Annotated in this window: 15 protein-coding genes; 8 read left to right on the plus strand and 7 right to left on the minus strand. The window is 45.9% G+C overall.

Annotated features, from left to right (window positions below; translation table 11 throughout):
* Nucleotides 1–2 precede the first annotated feature (2 nt).
* The gene (locus KOE27_RS27505) at nt 3–2,318 is read right to left on the minus strand and encodes a PSD1 and planctomycete cytochrome C domain-containing protein (RefSeq protein WP_215242062.1); all 2,316 of its coding nucleotides are present in this window, start codon (nt 2,316–2,318) and stop codon (nt 3–5) included.
* A gap of 438 nt (nt 2,319–2,756) precedes the next feature.
* Here KOE27_RS27505 and KOE27_RS27510 point away from each other — a divergent pair, with 438 nt between their 5' ends.
* From KOE27_RS27510 to KOE27_RS27520, 3 genes are all read left to right on the plus strand, one after another.
* A complete protein-coding gene (locus tag KOE27_RS27510) occupies nt 2,757–3,995 on the plus strand; it encodes a DUF819 family protein (protein WP_215242063.1) in 1,239 nt (412 codons plus the stop codon).
* A gap of 152 nt (nt 3,996–4,147) precedes the next feature.
* On the plus strand, nt 4,148–4,486 hold the full coding sequence (gene ytxJ, locus KOE27_RS27515; RefSeq protein WP_229253016.1) for a bacillithiol system redox-active protein YtxJ: 339 nt from the start codon (nt 4,148–4,150) through the stop codon (nt 4,484–4,486).
* Nucleotides 4,487–4,590: 104 nt separating this feature from the next.
* Nucleotides 4,591–5,730, plus strand: coding sequence for a glycoside hydrolase family 5 protein (locus KOE27_RS27520; RefSeq protein WP_215242064.1), 1,140 nt, complete (start codon nt 4,591–4,593; stop codon nt 5,728–5,730).
* A 6-nt stretch (nt 5,731–5,736) separates the two neighbouring features.
* Here the strand turns inward: KOE27_RS27520 and KOE27_RS27525 are convergent, their stop codons facing one another.
* Nucleotides 5,737–7,197, minus strand: coding sequence for a TlpA family protein disulfide reductase (locus tag KOE27_RS27525; RefSeq protein ID WP_215242065.1), 1,461 nt, complete (start codon nt 7,195–7,197; stop codon nt 5,737–5,739).
* A 212-nt stretch (nt 7,198–7,409) separates the two neighbouring features.
* On the opposite strand from KOE27_RS27525, the gene KOE27_RS27530 reads away from it, so the two are divergent.
* A complete protein-coding gene (locus tag KOE27_RS27530) occupies nt 7,410–9,467 on the plus strand; it encodes a hypothetical protein (RefSeq protein WP_229253017.1) in 2,058 nt (685 codons plus the stop codon).
* Between the two features lie 133 nt (nt 9,468–9,600).
* Here the strand turns inward: KOE27_RS27530 and KOE27_RS27535 are convergent, their stop codons facing one another.
* Together KOE27_RS27535 and KOE27_RS27540 are read right to left on the minus strand one after the other, a co-directional pair.
* Entirely contained in the window at nt 9,601–10,041 is a 441-nt protein-coding gene (locus KOE27_RS27535) for a carboxymuconolactone decarboxylase family protein (RefSeq protein ID WP_215242067.1), read from the minus strand.
* Nucleotides 10,042–10,109: 68 nt separating this feature from the next.
* Nucleotides 10,110–10,727 carry a Crp/Fnr family transcriptional regulator gene (locus KOE27_RS27540; RefSeq protein WP_229253018.1) on the minus strand — a complete coding sequence of 206 codons (618 nt, stop codon included), beginning with the start codon at nt 10,725–10,727 and terminating at the stop codon, nt 10,110–10,112.
* Between the two features lie 305 nt (nt 10,728–11,032).
* Here KOE27_RS27540 and KOE27_RS27545 point away from each other — a divergent pair, with 305 nt between their 5' ends.
* Nucleotides 11,033–12,775 carry a PQQ-dependent sugar dehydrogenase gene (locus KOE27_RS27545; protein ID WP_215242068.1) on the plus strand — a complete coding sequence of 581 codons (1,743 nt, stop codon included), beginning with the start codon at nt 11,033–11,035 and terminating at the stop codon, nt 12,773–12,775.
* 123 nt (nt 12,776–12,898) lie between these two features.
* Nucleotides 12,899–13,480: a DUF4202 domain-containing protein gene (locus KOE27_RS27550; protein WP_215242069.1), complete on the plus strand. Its 582-nt coding sequence runs from the start codon at nt 12,899–12,901 to the stop codon at nt 13,478–13,480.
* A 35-nt stretch (nt 13,481–13,515) separates the two neighbouring features.
* On the opposite strand, the gene KOE27_RS27555 is transcribed toward KOE27_RS27550, so the two are convergent.
* Nucleotides 13,516–15,129: a L,D-transpeptidase family protein gene (locus KOE27_RS27555; protein WP_215242070.1), complete on the minus strand. Its 1,614-nt coding sequence runs from the start codon at nt 15,127–15,129 to the stop codon at nt 13,516–13,518.
* Between the two features lie 202 nt (nt 15,130–15,331).
* A complete protein-coding gene (locus tag KOE27_RS27560; RefSeq protein WP_215242071.1) occupies nt 15,332–15,670 on the minus strand; it encodes a hypothetical protein in 339 nt (112 codons plus the stop codon).
* A gap of 344 nt (nt 15,671–16,014) precedes the next feature.
* Here KOE27_RS27560 and KOE27_RS27565 point away from each other — a divergent pair, with 344 nt between their 5' ends.
* Nucleotides 16,015–16,311 carry a GNAT family N-acetyltransferase gene (locus KOE27_RS27565; RefSeq protein WP_215242072.1) on the plus strand — a complete coding sequence of 99 codons (297 nt, stop codon included), beginning with the start codon at nt 16,015–16,017 and terminating at the stop codon, nt 16,309–16,311.
* Here KOE27_RS27565 and KOE27_RS27570 read toward each other — a convergent pair.
* Entirely contained in the window at nt 16,308–19,124 is a 2,817-nt protein-coding gene (locus KOE27_RS27570) for a PAS domain-containing sensor histidine kinase (RefSeq protein WP_215242073.1), read from the minus strand. The genes KOE27_RS27565 and KOE27_RS27570 overlap by 4 nt on opposite strands.
* A 340-nt stretch (nt 19,125–19,464) precedes the next feature.
* On the opposite strand from KOE27_RS27570, the gene KOE27_RS27575 reads away from it, so the two are divergent.
* The gene (locus KOE27_RS27575; RefSeq protein ID WP_215242074.1) at nt 19,465–20,103 is read left to right on the plus strand and encodes a 3-keto-disaccharide hydrolase; all 639 of its coding nucleotides are present in this window, start codon (nt 19,465–19,467) and stop codon (nt 20,101–20,103) included.
* Nucleotides 20,104–20,188: the final 85 nt, after the last annotated feature.

Below are 20,188 nucleotides of genomic sequence, written 5' to 3' on the forward strand. Positions count from 1 at the left end.
TCCTAAGACTTCGTAATCGTCTCCTCAAGGTTATATATGGTTGATATCACCCGCATCATGGATGCCAGTGTTTTTTTATCCATATTTTTTGTGAGCGGATACTCCCCTACAGCAATCATTTTTGCAGCCGCCTGATCGGTCATACTTTTGAGCTGTTTGTCGTAATAGGCGGTCAGGATATCCAGTTCCTTTTCGCTCGGTTTACGGCATACAATGAGACGAAATGCTTTGGTAATTTTCTCTTTCGAATCCGTCTTCTCATCCAGCAAACGGGCAGCCAATACCCTTGACGCTTCCAGTACCGCAGGATCATTCATCATTACCAAAGCCTGTAACGGGGTATTTGTCTTTAATCGTTTTACCTCGCACAAATCCCTATTGCTCGCGTCGAAAATACTCATGGTAGGAGGCGGAACCGTACGTTTGATCAGCGTATACATCCCTCTCCGGTATAACTTAGAACCATGGTCCTGTACATACATCGACAAAAGGCCACGCCCCGAAGTAGCACCTTCCCAAAGACCCGCGGGCTGATAAGGCTTCACACTGGGACCGCCTATGGTTTTTACAAGCAATCCGCTGCTGGCCAGTACGAGGTCTTTAATATACTCCGCATCAATATGATACCTTGAAGAACGTGAAAGAAATACATTTTCGGGGTCCGCTTTTAACTTATCCGGAGATACCAGCGCCGACTGACGATACGTGGCAGAAGTTACCAACTGCCTGACAAGCCTTTTAATATCCCAGTTGTGTTCCATGAAATCCACCGAAAGCCAGTCAAGCAAGGCAGGATGTGATGGCAGTTCTCCCTGCATTCCGAAATCTCCGGAGGTTTTAACAATACCCCTTCCGAAAAACTCCTGCCACATTTGGTTCACAAAAACCCTTGACGTCAGAGGATTCTGTTTGTCAAACAACCATTGAGATAACCCCAGACGGTTTTTAGGATATTTATTACTGAAAGGTAAAATGGCTTTGGGAGTTCCTGCCTCCACCTCGTCGCCGGGGGCATCATACACGCCCCGTTTCAGAATATAAGTTTTACGCAAGGTATCCAGGTCTCCCATTACCGAAACGATCAACCGGTTGGTATCTGCTTTGTTCACGAAGGTGAGGATGTTTTTCACATCATCATCGCTGATTTCCATCAGGGGCTTTTTGGCATAGGTTTCGGGCCCGCCGATAACCGACTCTATCCCCACTTCTCTGACATTGTTAAAAAATGCGAATAGCTGGTAATACTCCTTTTGCGAAACCGGGTCATACTTATGATCGTGGCAGTGGGCACATTCCACTGTCATACCCAAAAACGCCTTCCCAAAAAGATCATTACGGTCGGTTACGTAGGAAATGCGGTATTCCTCCGGAATCACCCCACCTTCCTCGGTAATTTTATGATTCCGGTTAAAACCAGTTGCCAGTAATTGTTCCTTGGAGGCATTGGGCAGCAGGTCCCCGGCGAGCTGCCAGGTCACGAAATCATTGTAATGCATATTTTTATTGAAGGCGTGGATCACCCAATCGCGCCAGGGCCATTGTGTCCGGTATCCATCGTCCTGATATCCGTGCGAATCGGCATAACGGGCAACATCCAGCCAGTGAACAGCCATTTTCTCACCATAAGCAGGATTTTTAAGCAACTGGTCCACCGCCCTTTCATATGCATCCGGCCTGTTATCGGCCAGAAAATCATCCATCATTTTCAGGGTTGGGGGCAATCCCGTCAGATCCAGGCTAACCCTCTTCAAGAGTCTTTCCTTATCTGCTTCCTCATTTGGGGATAGATCCTTTTCCTGCTGTTTGGCCAGGATAAAATAATCTATTTCATTTCTGGCCCACTCTGCATGATCCACTTCGGGAACAGCTGGTTTCTTGGGAGCCACAAACGCCCAGTGCTTCTCATATTTGGCACCCTGTTTAATCCATTTCTCTATCAGCGAAATCTCCCTCTGCGATAGCTTGAGATTGGATTCAACCGGAGGCATTATTTTGGTTGTATCCTCGGTGGTGATGCGAAGATATACCTGCGACAATTCAGGTTTACCAGCAATAAGGGCATGTGCAGATGGATTTTCTTTAAGGGCCTTAAATGCTTCTTCCGCAATATCAAGCCGAAGTCCCGCTTCCCTTTTGTTTTCATCGGGACCATGGCACGTAAAACACTTGTCCGAAAGTATAGGCCTTATATCAAAATTATAGGTCACTTCCTTTGGAAGCCTGGCCTCGGTTGTTCCCTGACTTGAACTGTTACTACAGGACTGGAAAAGCGTAATGGCCACCAGCATTACAATACTAAACAAAACCGACTTTAACATATGCTGTTCTTCTCAATTATTACATCTTTTAACGTTTGATTTTATTAAAAAATGCACATTTATTAGTAATATTCCTCATTAAAATGCCGTCAACTATCCTGCTCTGTACTGGTTGAATTTAAAATCAGCGATTTTCCGGCCTACTACAGATGAAAGACGGGCACGCTTTATTCTACTGTTTTTACCTGTTTCAGGCGTTCCGGAGCAAAAGCCGAACGATAATTTCATTTGAATAGATCCTGAAAAAATGGCAGTTCCAACGCTTGCACGTTTTATTGCCGCACTGATCTCCAATCCTTGCTTTTACACAGGGCCGTTTTAGGGGGCGCAAATCATTAATCCCTGATTATTTCTCGCAGACCGACATTTTTTACATTCAAGTGCAGGCAGGTTCCGTAATTTTACACAACTTCGCAATCTTACCGACTCTTATTGCTGATGATTCATAATGATGCCGCTATTCTGGGCCTGCTGATGGTAGTTCTTGCCCTGATTTTTTATACAGCCTCCCTACCTGGCAACTTCGTTCAACGCTTTTACACAGTTATCCCTCCACTACTGCTTTGCTATTTCATTCCCGGGATTCTTAATTCTTTCGGATTTATTGATGGTACCGGTTCGCAATTGTATCCGGTGGTTTCCAAATATTTTCTTCCTGCCTGCCTGGTTCTCTTCACACTGGGGATGGACTGGCGGTCACTGGGAAAACTTGGTCCCAAGGCACTGATAGCCATGCTTTCGGGTACTGTGGGGGTAATGCTTGGCGGGCCGCTGGCGTTGTGGATGGTGGGGATGGTCAGTCCTGAAACCGTTGCCGGCCAGGGAGCTGACGAAACCTGGCGTGGACTGGCGACCATTGCCGGAAGCTGGATTGGCGGAGGCGCCAATCAGACTGCCCTGCGGGAAGTATTCAAACCGAGCGATCAATTATTTTCACAGGTTATAGCCGTTGACGTACTTGTTGCCGAGCTATGGATGGCAGTTCTGATTTACGGCGCGGGTATCTCCAGAAAGATAGATCATCTGCTAGGTGCTGACGACCGACAAATTAGCGAGGTACAGGATAGTATGCAGGCAGAGCTGGTTTCCAATCAGCGTATTCCTGCCATGCGCGATTATATTTACCTGGCAGCCGTGGGTTTTGGAGCAACCGGATTATCTCACCTGCTGGCTGATATGATCGTACCCTACCTGTCGGAGCACTATCCCGGCCTTCAAAAATTCAGTCTTACCTCGTCGTTTTTCTGGGTGGTAGCCATCGCTACTTTGGTAGGTATCTTTTTATCGGCCACGCCACTCCGTAAGCTTGAACACTTGGGTGCATCCAAACTGGGTACCGTATTCCTCTACGTCCTGATTGCCACCATTGGGATGCAAATGGACCTGAAAGCCGTAGCCGGAAATCCCGGTTTATTTGCCATTGGCTTTCTGTGGATCGTAATCCACGCACTGATCCTCATTGGCGTCTGCAAGTGGCTAAAAATCCCGTTTTTCTTTCTGGCTGTTGGAAGCCAGGCGAATGTAGGCGGGTCTGCGTCTGCCTCTGCAGTGGCGGCTGCCTTCCACCCCGCTCTGGCGCCTGTCGGTGTTTTACTTGCGATACTTGGCTATGCCATAGGTACTTATGGTGGTTACGTCACGGCGCTTATGATGCAATGGGTAAGCCATCAGTTATAGAAGAATATATCCTGTATTGCAACGAACTGAATATAAAAAAACATGATAATACCCGCTCGGCCAGTAAGATGAACCAATTTCATTTGGTTTTAGGTTTACTAGTCTGACCACGTCTTAAAAACAAAAACTTAACTTAACGGATCCAAATCGGCATGATGAATTGGGTAAATATTACGGCTGAAAAAGAAGTTGAAGCCATTAAAAAATCTGAAAATTTCTCTATCATTTACAAACACAGCCCCCGGTGTATGACAAGCCTGATGGCTTACCGACGCCTGAAAATGGAGGTCAATGCTGCTCCCGACGCCAATGTACCTATTTATATCGTGGATGTGATCAGCAACCGGAGAGAATCCATGGCCGTGGCAGAGGCATTCGGGGTACCGCATGAATCTCCGCAAATACTGCTGATCAAAAGCGGAGAATGTATATTTGACACTTCACATGAAGATGTATCGTTGCAAGAACCTCTGAGCAGGATTGTCGTTTAATGGCAGTATGCCCCACGCTTAGGAAATTAGAGGCTTCTCCCCAATCTCTTGGGTAAAAATGCAAGGTTTCCCTGTTTTAGTTTCATATCAACCGGAGACAGAGCATGTTAAGAAGAGATTTTATCAGGAATACGGGAACATTGGCACTGGCCGGTTCGGTTGCTACGCCGTTTATGGATTTAGATAAACAGCCTGCAAAAAACAAACTGCCTAAATGGAAAGGGTTTAATCTGCTCGATTTCTTTTCTCCTGATCCTGGAAAAGGCAGGAAGCGTACCACAGCCGAACAGTTGAAATGGATGAGCGACTGGGGTTTTGATTTTGTCAGAATTCCAATGGCCTATCCCGTTTATCTAAAATTTGACAGAAGCCGCAATATTAACCCGGAGGAGGTATACCATATTGACCAGCAGGCGGTTGATAAAATTGATGAACTTGTGCGGCTCGCACAACAGCACAACCTGCACGTAAGCCTGAACCTGCATCGTGCGCCAGGATATTGTGTTAATGCCGGATTTCATGAACCCTATAATCTCTGGACCGACCAGGCCGCACTGGATGCTTTTTGCTTTCACTGGAACATGTGGGCGAAGCGTTACAAAAATGTATCGGCTACCAGGATCAGCTTTGACCTTGTAAACGAGCCAAGTATGCGTGCAGATATGAACGATCAGCATTCCAAACGTAGTTCAGTTCCGGGGGAGGTATACCGAAAGGTGGCTATGGCTGCTTCGGCGGCCATCAGGAAGGAAAATCGCCAGCATCTGATTATTGCGGACGGGAATGATGTAGGATCCAGCGTGATCCCCGAAATCGCAGATCTGGACATTGCCCAAAGTTGCCGCGGATATCACCCAGGGATCATTTCACATTACAAGGCTCCGTGGGCCATGAAGGATGTCAACAACGTACCCGATCCTAAATGGCCTGGCCAGGTAGGCAACCAGTATTTAAGCAGGGAAATGCTCGAAAAATTTTACAAACCCTGGATAGACCTGGTCAATAAAGGCGTCGGTGTGCATTGCGGAGAGTGCGGATGTTGGAACAAAACACCGCATGATGTGTTCCTGGCCTGGTTTAATGACGTACTGGATATCCTGACCTCCAATGGCATAGGTTTTTCCCTCTGGGAATTCTCCGGCGATTTCGGGGTACTGAATTCCAACCGTTCTGATGTGGCTTATGAAGACTGGCACGGCCACAAGCTCGACAGAAAACTGCTGACGCTCATGCAAAAGTACTAAGTGTTGTTATGGCGTTTTAGCCGGAATACCGGCCAAAGCCTTTTCTATCTTTTCTGAAGCATTCTGGCTTGGGCGGCTTGCAAAATTCTCAATAATATTTCCATCTGCGCCAATGAGTGTATAGTGCGGGTATACACTGATTTTATATTTGCTCTCCAGGGTTTCACGCCAGGCAGGATTGGCAATCAGGTTGATCGTTTTCAGGTTATACTTATCAATGGCGGCCAGCCACTTTTTTCGGTCGGTATCGATACTGATACTGATGATACGGACAGGCTGGCCCCGGAATTTTTCCACCATTTTATTTTCAAAAGGCATTTCATGAATACAGCCACCGCAGGATGAAAACCAGAAGGACAAATAAACGACCTCACCTTTAAACTGGCCCAGCGAGACCAATGAATCCCGCTGATCAGCCAAAAAAAATGTCGGCGCTTTGTCGCCTTTTTTTAATGATCTGACCTGGCTTTCACATTTGGCTAATAAGTAAGCTACAAGATATTTGTACCTGTCGTTTACCTGTAATTCTGATAGCTGCCGGGCAGTATTTTCGGGAGCACCCAGTATTCCGCCTCCTGCCTGCCAGAGCTGGAAATAAGTGACCAAATCCTTCCCCAGGTAACGTTTAGCTGTTGCCCTTAGCTCATTTTCCCCCACTGTTGTGTGGGCTGCGCCTTTGGCTTTCATATAAATAAATGCTTCCAGGAAATTCAGATAGTCGTATTGATAGAAAGCACTGGTGTCTTGGATGGCCAGCTGATCCAGAAAACTCAGGTAGGTTACTGGGATGGTCTGAGTTTTCTTCTGGTAATCAATCTGATAACTGATTGCGTATAATCTCAGCCGGGCATCCGAATAGCTGATAGAAGCGGACTCATACGTTTTGAACCAGTACGGCAGCCTGTGTGTCTCCTGATACCTGCTCCAGAAGCCGGCTTCGGCATGGTGAAGGCTGTCAATTTTCGTTTTGAACATTTTCAGGTCTTCTGCCTGTCCACAGGCATTCAGGGCGAGTTGTGCAGTTTCTATGGGAAAAGCATGTTTTTTAGCCAGATAATAAGCTTGTATTTCCTGATTTTTCCCCTGAAACTGAATACTACTGTACGGATCGGAAACATTGGGATCCTCGGTTAAAATCACCCCCACAGTATCCCCCGGAACCAGCAAGAGCCTTAACTTAAATCCGTTAAGTGTCAGAAACACCGTATTTTCGACATTTTTTACGGGACATGAAATGGACAATGTTCGTCTGTTGTGATGCAGAGAGTCCTTCATGTGGGTAATCTCGTGCTGAGGAAAGGAGTGAAAAATATCCAGTTCCACCGGAAAATCTGCATTCAAAAGCGTATACCCTATCTGCAGTGTAGCATTACCCGTCAGGTCTGGAAGTTGAGTGATTGAATTTTGCGCCTGTATGTTACTAAATACCGACAGCAGCAATAGTACCGTATAAAAAAGCCTCCCCATGATTCAAAGGATCAATTGAACGTTCATAGTATTTCAACAAAACTAAGGTACAAGTTATTTAACTATTTTTTTAGGTATCTTAAACTTATATTAAAATTTACAGAATAACTGGCCTGATTTTGAAGGCAGAAAGTATTCCATTCATGCTATTTCAACCTACCTCTCAATTTCGATCGTTCAGGTTTTATCCTGTACTGCTAACCGGCCTTGCCTTGTCAATCGGTTGGGGCATCCGTGGAAATTTTGGCCATGAATACGGCGCCGCTTTTGCAGGGTGTTTGGCCGCACTTACGGTATCCTTGGTTTCGGGCCGGGAAGACTGGCGCGGCAGAGTATTATATTTTGGCTTCTTTGGAGCTTTGGGATGGGGTTTTGGTGGTTCCATGTCCTACATGCAGGTGATCGCATATACCCAGAGCGGGCATTGGCCGTCGCAGTGGTATGGTTATTCCTGCCTATTTCTGATCGGCTTCCTATGGGCGGCCCTGGGAAGTATCGGCACGGCTCTTCCGGCAGTTGCAGACAAAGAAACACTTGTCGGACTTTTTCGTCCTATAGTGTTTGTATTTGCTGCCTGGTTTATTCAGGATCTCGTGGAGGATCCTCTTTCCAATTTTCTGCAATCCCAAATCCAGTTTGATCATACCTGGTCCCGGCACAAGAGCCCGTTGTACTGGTTTGATGCAGATTATTTTGCTGCCTTTTTTGCTCTGGCCGGGTTAGGTATTTTTGATTTGACGGATCGTAAGGAAAAAAATACATTTTGGTTGCCTGTTTTCATTTTGGGTGGCGCGCTCTTGGGGTTCGGAACCCAGCAATTGTTGCAAACCAGCGGGCTGGATAAATCCCTGGCATCTTTGCTCACCTACAAGCTGGGAGATGTAACTTACATGCAGGCAGGAAGTAATATGCCTGCATTTGATCCCGACAACTTTTTAAATAACTGGCCGCAATGGTTTGGTGATTATCCTCAGCATATTGGCTGGGTAGCTGGCATTGTTGCAGGAATTACGGCTTATTTTATCAGATATGGAAAATTCAGGAGCGGAGCTTCACTGCTGGTTTGTATGGCGTCAGGATGGATACTGAGTTTTTTATTGTTTCCTGTTCTGGGAAGCCTGTTTTTTACAAATATCGGAGGTTTACGAATGACTCCTCCGCGGGGTGACGACTGGGCGGGTATCCTAGGTGTTTTCATCGGAGCCGTTGTATGGCTTAAGCGCTACCGTTTTGATGCCGTGCTCTACGCAGGCCTGGTGGGCGGTACCATTGGTGGGCTGGGCTTTTCTGGCATTCAGTGGATCAAGCTGTGGCTCACTTCATGGGGTAATCCCCAGGTTTTGTTGGGAAAAGGAATGGATGGGGCTAGCCCGCTTTTCCAACAGACGGTCCTCGCCTGGGCCGACTGGCAGCAGCAAAACTGGCATAGCTTTCTCGAACAAAGTTATGGTTTCGTCAACGGCATTGCAATCGCCGTGGCTATTGGGCTCCTGAGACAGCAGCAAATTCTACCAGGCCGCAGTACTCTGCCCGGTGTAAAACTGTACCGGGAAAGCACTGCAAAAGCTATTGCTGTCTTTTTTATCCTGCTCGCGATACCCTATGTGAATCTTTTCAAAAATGTCAAGGAATGGAGTGATCGGCTGGGTCCCGAAAACTGGCAGGTAATAACCCGGATGCCCGACGGATCCGAACAGGCAGTAGCCGCACACTGGGATGTACCCTATATTGGCCGGTTTCCAGGAGTTGACTTCCTAAGTTTTACTGCCGAAACCTGGTACCGGGTGACCTGGGTTTTACTGGTGATTCTATTTGTCAAAGTAATAAGAAGACACAGGGAGGAACCCCTGTCTTTCCTCCCCGCCAGCTGGCTGGGCAGAGGCCAGTTGGTTTTTCTGATGCTGCTGTGGCTGATGATCATGGGTAATTTTGAAAGGGCGCTGGTCGGCTGGGGTTCATCCCGCCTGTTGACCGAATGGGTGATCACGGTGAATGCCATGCTGGCAACTTACTTTATCCTCACGGTTCCAAGAGAAAAGCAGGATACATTTGCCGTTACCGCACCCATAGGAAGGGTGGCTTTAAAACGCGCTTTTTTTACGTTGATACTGGTCTTTCTGATTTCCCCTCCCGTTTTATTTGTTACTAACCGGATGATTTACCACTATCCGGAATATGCCAAATTGGACAAGGCCCACATTCACATGCGCTTTGGTCCCGATGCCGACTGGCGCGCCAAGCCAATTCTCAAAAATGAAGAACATAAATAGCTTATCAGATTCATGTGGTTAGGAGCAGGCAGTTTTTAGTAAGCAGTACCCCGTTTACAACCAAGGCTATATGAAGCTGAACGAGTGTACGTTAGCTTACTTTGCACTAAAAACCGCCTGCTAAAACAATCCTCTATTCAATTTGCTGATGCGTACTGACAGCAATCCTGTTCCATGCATTTATGGTCACGATAGCCATAATGATTTGTGCGATTTGCGTTTCCGTAAAAAATTTCGTGGCCTGCTGATAGGTTTCCCCTGTCAATCCCTTCTGATGAATAAGCGTGATTTCTTCAGTCATGGCCAATACCGTTTGCTCCTCTTCCGTAAAGAATTTTGTTGCCTCCCGCCAGGCGCTCAGCAAAAAAATGCGTTGATAGGTCTCCCCGTTTTTGATCGCATCTTTGGTATGCATGTCGATACAATAGGCACAATTATTTATTTGGGAAGCCCTGATCTTTATGATTTCCTTTAAAGATTTAGAAATTTCGGCCTTAGCCAGGTATCCTTCCAAACCATACATTGCCTTGAACGCCAGCGGTTCCGTGGCATTTATACTGATACGTTTTTCCATTGTCCTGAATGATTAATCTTTGATGATACAAAGTTGGTCAAACGGTTTGCGGAAAAACTTAAACTGGTTTAAGAAATGCTTTTTCTTCGAATTTCACTTAAATATTCCGGTGTGAAACCCAGGTAGGAGGCAATCAGATACTGCGGTACGCGTTGCAGGAATTCGGGCTGGCTCCGGCGGAAGAAATGGTACAATTCTTCCCGCGAATGTTCGTATTGAAACTTAATCCGCATTTGTGCGGCGGCGTATGCCTTTTGGTAAATGTACCTGAAATACTTCTCCATAGCTGGATGTGCTTCCAGCATCTTATCGTGAGCATCCCGGTAAAGAATTAATACCTGCGTATTTTCAACCGCCTGGATATAGAATTCCGTAGGCGCCTGATTGAGGTAAGAAAAAGTTTCCGTCATCCACCAGTTTTCAATGGCGAATTCGGTGGTTTGCTCCCCCCCTTTTTCGTTGATAAAAAACTTCCTTAAAATACCTTGCAGCACAAAATACTGGGCCTTGCAGATTTGCCCTTCCAAGAGAATATTCTCCTTCTTTTTTAGAGTCTGAACCTGAAAATAGCCAATGATGTCAGCGAATTCACGATCACTGATGTTTACGAATTTATGGATATGGTTTCTGAACTGTTCCAGGATAGTACGGTTAGCTGAACAATCGGAGGCACGGCAGCTGAACAATCGGGTATATGAACAGTCAGTTATCCGAAAACCTCGGGCCAAATTAAACACAATTGCTGACAGAAATAGCAAAGTCTCATCAATTTACCCAAGTAACTGCCAGCATCCCGATTTCCTGATATTGCAAATTTCGCCAGCTTTCGGAAAACAGGTGTAGTCAAAAGTCGCCATGTTGTAGCTGAAAGTCAGAATACTGGGAAGAAGTATCTATTCAATATCAATATGCCGTGCAGGCGGGACGGCGGATTTTGAGTATACTTGCCACTGCAAGCAACTTTAATTCTATTCCGAATTATTTAACCATAATGTTTTACAAGATCATCTTACCTTTTTGTGGCTTACTTTCAGCCTTTGTACTCACTCCCTGTGCCGTGGCCGGTCAACAAGCCTCGGAATATCCTACAGATACCAAAACAATAGCACAGGGAAAAGAACTTTTTAACAACACCTGTTCTGCCTGCCACACCCTGGCAGACGACGGCATTGGCCCAAGGCTCGGCGGGGTAACTGCGGCGTTATCTAAAACGGCTCTCGTGGCGTTCGTTCAGGATCCATCGAAGGTGATTTCCTCGGGCGATAAAAGAGCCGTGAACCTGCATAAGAAATATAAACAGCTGATGCCTGGTTTTAATTTTTTGAAATCCGCTGAAATCATATCTATTCTTGCATACATAGACGTGGAAAGTCGTGCAGCCGGAATTAAGCCCCTGGTTGTAAACGAAGTAACGGAAGCTACCGCACCGCCGGTGCGGCTGATTGCTCCCGTAGCCAAGCCAGACCTGCGCATTGAGCTGGAAGATTTTATTCAGTTACCCGCCACGTCCGAGAAACCTCCCCTAACCCGCATTGCAACCATGCGGCCTTTCCCTGCCCACGACGGAACCCTGTTTGTAAGTGACCAGCGTGGCATTATTTACCGGATTAAAGACCGCCAATACACCACATTCCTTGACCTGAGGGAAAAAGTAGCGTCTTTCATCAATGTGACGGGGCTGGGAACCGGCCTTGGCAGTTTTGCCTTTCATCCTGAATATTTGTCAAACGGACTTATTTACATCACCCATACAGAAACGTTTAAGGGCCAGAAGGCCGATTACGAGTATGCCGATTCCATTCGGGTGAAATTGCAGTGGGTACTATCGGAGTGGAAAATGAACGACGTGCATAGCCCGACTTTTGAAGGTACTCGTCGTGAATTATTACGGATTAATGTTCCGGGAGATGTACATGGCGTACAGGATATCGGGTTTGAGCCAGGAATTTCAAAAGGTGAAGCAAACTACGGAAAACTTTTTATGGGAACCGGCGACGGCGGAGCTACCATAGGAAAACATCCCGAACTTGCCCATAACCTGCGTTCTTTCCTGGGTACCATTATTCGTATTGATCCGCTGGGGAACAACAGTCCGAACGGCCAATATGGTATCCCTGCCGACAATCCCTTTGTGAAAAATCCTTATCCCGGAATAAGAAAGGAAATCTGGGCTTATGGATTCAGGAATCCGCATCGCCTGGCATGGGATAAGGTAAATGGTAAGTCGGTTATGTTTGAGGCAGAGGTGGGAGAATCCAATTTTGAGGAAATCAATATCATTCAGAAAGGCAAGGACTACGGCTGGAATGTCCGTGAAGGTGCGTTTGGTATCTTACACTCGGATCTGAAGAATGTTTATAAAATCAAACCTAGTGAGGAAGGGAATTTCCAGGCTCCCTTTGCCGCATATGACCATGTGGACGGCAACGCCATCAGCGGAGGATACGTTTATCATGGAAATATCAAAGCTTTGAAAAACAAGTATGTATTCGGAGATATTGTAAACGGACGACTGTTTTATCTGAATATCAATAAGGAAATGTCGGATCATACCATTCACGAAATGATTGTTATGCAAAATGGCAAGTCATCCGATCTCCGCGAAATTTCGGGGTCCAAAAGGGTGGATCTGAGGATACTCTACAATGATTTTACAGGAGATATGTTCGTGATGACCAAAAGTGACGGCAAGATCAGGAAAATAAAAACCGCTTATGCTGTTCGCCAGCAGTAAGTAACTGCCTTTTCTCGGGAATGAATGGTTGCAGGCAGTACCTGCAGCCTTTTTTCATTTACCAGCATTTGGAAAAAAGAAATGTTAGCTTTGTGTAGCGTGCCGGTTTTTAAATCACCATCTATGAATAAGCTTGAAGTTGCATTTTCTTTATTTGACGGTTACAATATGCGTTGTCCCCAGCATATCAGCTGGCAGGGAAAGGATTATCCGCTTGAATACTTTTATGCCTTGAAATTATATGAATGGGTAAAAAAACTTTCGCCAGCAGCGGCTGAAAGCCTGCTGCTTGCTTCCCGCTGCCAGCATATAGGCCGATGGGAAATTGCCCGTAATACCTACCCAGAAGGAAGAGTGGGCTATTTGAAATGGCGCAGCGACCTTGCCAAATACCATGCAAAAATTGCAGAAGGTTTCCTGCGCGAAGCCGGTTATGATCAGGAAATGATTGATTCTGTGAGGGAAATAGTACTTAAGCAGAAAATAAAGCACAATCCGGCGGTACAGACCATGGAAAATGCATTATGCCTGGTATTCCTTGAGTTTCAGTATGACGAGCTGATATCCAGACACACTGATGAAAAATTGATCGGGATACTCAGAAAAACCTGGGCTAAAATGAGCAGTGAGGGACAAGAAGCTGCCCTGGGCCTGGCATATAGTAACAGGGGGAAAGAATTGATCAAAATGGCGCTGGCTGGTTAACCCCCTCGGAACATATACATTTCAGCCTATACCTATTATCTGGAGGTACTTACCGATGCAACCGTGTCACCAAAGAGCCTGTTGGCCATTTTTTTATCATGCCCATATACATCACGGCGAAAATTAAGGTGTCCTTTCTGATCCACCCAGGCAGTGAAATAGCCAATAAAAACCGGAATTTCATTTTTACCGCGTAACCTTACATACTTCTCCTTTCCGGCGTTCATAGCACTGGTTATTTTATCAGAAGTCCAGGTACTGTCTTTCCGCAGAAGAAATTCTGCCAGCTTTTTCGGCTCCGACAACCGGATACATCCGTGGCTAAAAGCCCTCTGTGACTCCCCAAACAGGCTTTTTGAAGGGGTGTCATGCAGGTATATATTGTAACTGTTGGGAAAAAGAAACTTGACAAGGCCCAAAGAATTAGCTTTTCCAGGTTTTTGACGGACAGCATTACCGTTCCATTCCATATTGTGGCGGGCGAGGTAATTGGGATTACGCCTGATCCCCGGAAGGATCTCGTTTTTGAGGATACTGGGCGGGATATTCCAGTAAGGGCTGAAGACAATCTGGTTAAGTGTACCAGAAAAAATAACTGTATTGTGGGCCTGAGAACCTACCACGACGTTCATATCAAAAGCCAGCTTGCCCTTTTCATACACATGCAAACGGAATTCAGGGATGTTGACCAGGATATAATCGGTTGATGGTGTAGCCGGTACCCACCTGATCCGCTCCATGTTGATGAGCATCTGCCGGATCCGCTCCTTAACAGGGACATTCAGTTCTTTCAGAAATGCTGGTCCAATTTCTCCATTGGGTTTAAGCCCCATTCTTTCCTGAAAGGATTTCACAGCCACTGCAAAGGTTGAATCAAATACTGCGGAGGTATCCGTTTTGGGTAAATCCCCCAGTAGAGTCAGTCGTTTTTTAATTTCCTGGACGGCCGGTGAGAGATCTCCTTCCTTCAGCCTTTTGACATTTTCGATTACCGGCCAGGTTTCGTTTTCAAAAGCATAGTAACGCAGCAGGTTCTCTTTCAAAAGGTTATACTGCCGGTTAACAGGTTCGTAGGCCGTCAGATTTTTCCCTTTATTTTTAAGAAGGGAGTCCAGAAAAGCTTCCGGGTCGATTTTCTTTCTGGGAATGAACCAGTTCAGTTCCTGTACATTAATACGGTGATCACCCGAATATGCCCGCTCGGTATATTGGAAAAAATGACGGGTAAGCGAGAGTTCCGTTTGGATCACAAGTGAATCGTGCGGGTTAAGCCGTTTCCTTTCACGAAGCGAATCAATAGCCGCTACCAGGCCGGGGTCATACAGGGAGCTATCACCTGAATAATGGATATAATCGTTTTGAAGACTTAGGAAAGTTGGGACAAACTCGGCCATACCATCTGGAAAAAACCAGGCAAACTGATAGTTTCTGTGGTTGTAAAAGCTTTTCATTTTATTGAAAACACTATCCTGCAGGGCATTGGCGCGTACAAAACGGTCCAGCGCAATGGTATCTATGAAAAGTTCGGTGAAAGAATTTTCAACCGTAATGGTTGTATCCCTGACGGCAATTTCGTTGCCTTGTTTGCCTTTTGTTTTGCAAGAGGCGATAAACAGGCAACTCAGGACGAAAGCAAGGAGTATTTTCATGAAATAAGTGTGAACAGGTGATTTACTGCAACACCAATATGACAGTAAATATTCACTTTGCAAAGTATCCCAGACAAACCATTCCGTTTTTCAATTTTATTTTCGCAATTCCAGAAGTAATTTTTTTACAAATTCCTGATCATAAATGAGTTGAAACAGATATTAATAGCTGTTGCCGCAGGCCAGCACCAGACTAAGATCCTCAAAGCGGAATAATAGCGGAAAGGAATGCGTTGGTAATGACAACAATCCACGGGAGTACACTCACACAGGCCGCCACCAGATGCTGACCGGCCACATTTTTAATAAGGTAACTGGCTGATGTAAAGGTAAGCAGTAAAAGTCCCTGGATCAGCGGAGCAATGATGTTGTCTACCATATCCGGTGAGTAAGCCAGGTGCCGAAAACTGCACAGGATCAGATAAAACGCAGTTAGGGAATTAATGGTTACAAAAAGACTGATCGTTTTGTCCAGTATGCCCTGGAAATTGTATGTATAGTATTTTGCTTTCTTGGGGAATAATCCAAATGAAGGATGCATGACGTTTTTCCTTTTTATATTGAGTTTATAACTGAAATTAATTGATACTGACTAGTAATGACTATATCCGTTTAAAAGTTCGCAGATATGAGATGGATACAAGAACAGATAAAATTCCCGTGTAACTTTCTTTTGTACAAATTTGACTTATTGCATCATATATAACAAATAATACTTAGCGAACGGTATAGATATGTTATTGAAAGGTGTTATTTCCACACTGAGACGTTTGTGAAGAGTTTTGAAGCTCCATGACAACGTGTTTGACAGGATTGGCGGTTTGAGCAAAAATCCTGACACATCAAGATTTTTGCTATCTTGGCTTCTGTAAATTTTAAATAAAAATGGATACTTACAACATAATACTTGAGCTGGACGAGCGAGGCCACGGCGCTTTTTTCCTGAACGACGATCAGGAAAAAGTGGGTGAAATGGTAGTGGCCATCACCGCAACCAGGCTGACAGTTTATCACACGGAAATTAATCCTGAATACGAAGGCAAGGGCCTCTCCAAACTTCTGCTAGAGGCAATGGTCGCGCATGCCAGACAGAAAAAACTAATGGTGATCCCACTTTGCGCTTATGTCCATACCCAGTTCAAACGACATCCTGAACAGTATAACGATATCTGGCTGCATTAATCCATGTTTTCCGCCGGCTCCTGACCTGGCTTGCCGGTCAGAGGCAGGTAAATAATGAACGTGGAACCATTTCCGGGCGAACTGCTTGCTGTGATGTATCCATGATGGTTTTGCACCACCTTTTTACATAACGCAAGGCCGATACCTGAGCCAGAGTACTCACTGCGTCCGTGAAGGCGTTGAAACATGTGAAAAATCCTATCAACATTTTTCATATCAAAACCTATCCCGTTGTCTGCTATGGCTATCCGTACGTACGTAGTCTGTGGTAATATACTCGGAATAAGCGCCGTTTCGGAAGGCTCGGCAAGGCGGCTGCTTACGGTTATCAGCGGGATGGTATCCGGCTTGCTGTATTTTATGGCGTTACCCAGCAGGTTTTGAAAAAGCTGCCCGAGCTGCCTCTCATTTCCCCAGATCAGGGGCAGCTCGCCGGTTGTGATCTCTGCCCTTTTCTCATTTATGGCAATTTCAAGATCCGGAAGGACGTTGGCTACTACCTGATTGAGATTCACCAGCTCCAGCTCATTATCCCGGGTGGACAGCCGGGAATAAGCCAGCAGATCGTCAATCATGTAAGACATCCGCTTGCTGGCGTCCTGGATCCTGTCCAGCATATAAACACCGGTACTGTCCAGCTGGTTATTGTACATCGTATGCAGCCGCGACCCGAAGGACTGGATCTTCCTCAAGGGTTCCTGCAAGTCATGACTGGCGGCATAGGCAAATTGCTGGAGGTTATTGTTGGAATGGATCAGTTCCTGATTTGCCTTGTGGAGCTCAATGGTACGCTGTTGTACACGCTGATCCAGTTCGTTGGCAAGTTGCCGGTATCTTTCTTCACTTTGCATCAGTTCCTGTCTTGCCACTACCTGAGAGGTAACATCCACCGCCATATCAAGAATGGCATAAACCTCCCCATCACTGTTTCGGAGCGGTTTGTAGGTGAAGTCAAAATAATAGGTACCCATCACACCATCCACTTCAAGATCAGCCGGAGATGCATCGGAATGATACGTTTCACCTGTCCTGAACACCTCATCCAATATCCCAAGAAAAGGCTGACCGACGAGCTCAGGAACCGCTTCACGCAAAGGTTTTCCAGCTACATCCGGTCCTTTTCCCCAGAACCGGATCATGGCCTCATTGGGAAGATCAATGATCATGTCCTTCCCCACAAACAACGATGTGGCAACCGGAGCTTCTTCTATAAGGTTACGGAAACGGCGCTCGCTCTCTTTCAGCGCAGCTCTCGCCTGCACCTGCTGGCTTACCTCAATGCCCGTGGCAATCACACCGCTCACCGTTCCGTCAGCCGCTGCAATGGGGGAAAAGGTAAAATCGTAATAGGAATCTTTCGTTAAGCCTTCATCAAATGATTTTATCAGTATTTCTTTCGCCTGATATACCTGCGCATCTAAAAAAGCCTTGCGGGGCAGTTCTACAAAAGGGTGAGTTTTCTCACCAGAAAATGTCAGTGGGTGTCCTTTAATTGTCTCCAAAGGGCCTAAAAGCGTGGCAAAAGCGTTATTTGCAGTTTCAATTACGAGTTCTTGCCCGCGTAAAAGTGCCATGGCTACAGGTGAGTGATCGATCATACTCCTGAGATATTCCTCGTTGGCTCTCAGTTTTTGTTCGTAGTTCATCCGGTCGGTTACGTCCAGCACAATACCGGAAAGATGAATGGCCTTTCCCTGATTGTTATACAGGTACCTGCCCAGTACCTTCACCCATCGAATGGCACCGTTTTCCCAGATAAACCGTGCCTCATAATTCAGATTCCCCGTTTCCGATGCCAGTTTGTGGGCATTTTCGCGGAGATGTGCATCATCCGGGTGGATATGGTTGACGATGATAGGACGGGGCATGCTTTGTGTTTCAACCCCAGTCAGTATTCTCACAAAAGAGGGGGAGTAAGCTATCTCATTTGTTTCAACCGTCAGAACAAACGACCCAGCCTCCGTACCTTCAATCGCAATGGCCGCCTGCTGGTCGGACAGCATCAGTTTTTCCAGATCCTTCATCTGGCTGGTTATATCCAGCACAATACCCGAAAATCTTTCAGGCTTGCCCTGGTCATCAAAATAGGCCTGGCCTTTGCAATGCAGCCACCGCAACTGACTGTTGTGCACACCTATGGTCCTGAACTGTACATCATATACCCCACCCGAGCCGGGTGTGAGTGCTTTTTGCACAGCGTTGCTTATTCTTTCCCGGTCGTCCGGATGGATACTGAGAAGTGAATGCTGGTAATCGACCACATCTCCGGAATGATAACCAAACAATTCTCTGCACCGGTCATCCCAGGATATCGTATTTTTTTCAGGATTGAGTTCCCAGGTGCCCAGTTTTGCAGAGTTTAAAGCAAACTGGAGCCGTTCTTCACTTTGTTCTCTCTCTTTTTGTATCTGCACCTCTCTGGTAATATCCTGCATGGAGCCAACCATCCTGACAGGAACACCTTCTTTTTTAATGGTATAACCGCGGTCCAATACCTCTGCATAGGTACCGTCGGCTTTTCTGAACCGGTAGTGATCCGACCAGTTTTCGCCGCCCTGCTCCAGTAACTCATTGATATGTTTCAGAACACGTTCCCGATCCTCAGGGTGAATACGGTCATACCAGAAGTCGGGGCTGGGAAGTATCTCTTCTTCCGAGTAACCAAACAGCTTTTGCAGCGCCTCATTCCACCATATTTTTTGTTCCGTCAGATTCCAGTCCCAGATAATATCGTGGGTTGCCTTTGCCAATAACTCGAACCGTTCGCTCGCCTCCGTCAATCCAATAGCGGGTTCTTCCTCTTTTTTTGACATATTGCTGTAAAATAAATCTTTAATCAGAATGCCTGATGATGAGAAGTGTGATACCCACTTCTCGTACCTGTGATTTTATGGTCTAAAATTTTGTGCCTAAGTGATGCTCCTGCAAAATAAGTGGGGGAAAATTGCCCAATATTTAAATTCAATCTTACATTCAACCCGAAAAAACTGGCTGCTTCGGAAGCCTAAGTTTTGGTTTGAGAACCCTAATTGCCAGACAAGTTACACCGATTATCCGAGACATTGAAGATTAGATCAGGATACTCACCCTGCTTTTACATTGCGGGTGCAACACAGCACTGCAGGTATAATTTAAACCATACATCACCTTGTCATGAAAGGATATCTTTTATTGCTGAGTATCTTATTTTTAGGTATAGGGCTTCTGGGTTTCCGGCAGATACCGAAAAAGCCGGTGTCGTTATTTGACGGAAAAAGTTTTAAAGGCTGGACGGGAGACACCGTACATACCTGGAGGATCGAGCATGGGGCCATCGTGGGCGGCTCCCTTAAAAAGACGGTTCCACACAATGAATTTCTCACTACAAAGAAAGAGTATGGTCCATTTATCCTTAAACTCAAATTCAAACTTTCCGGTACCGAAGGTTTTATCAACACAGGGGTACAGTTTAATAGTAAGCGTGCTACGAATCCTGATTATGAGATGATTGGCTATCAGGCCGATTTGGGAGATAAGTACTGGGCAAGCCTTTACGATGAGTCAAGAAGAAACAAAACGCTGATTGCCCCGGATTCGGCCTATGTGCACAGCATCCTGAAACCTTTTCAGTGGAATGATTATGAGGTGCGCAGCAACAGCGGAAAAATCAGTATCTATCTTAATGGTAAGTTAACAGTGAAATATACTGAAACAGATAAAGCCATTCCACAAAAAGGGCTGATCGGCTTACAGATCCATGGTGGAGGCAAGGCGGAAGTAGCTTATAAGGATATCGTCATTACCGAATTATAGTATCCTCCTTTACCTGGTATACCCGCTGAGATGCGGAATGATACCGGTTGAGGTGATAATATCGTTTTTCTGTGGGGGCAATCCG

The organism is Dyadobacter sp. CECT 9275 (assembly GCF_907164905.1).
Lineage (GTDB): Bacteria > Bacteroidota > Bacteroidia > Cytophagales > Spirosomataceae > Dyadobacter > Dyadobacter helix.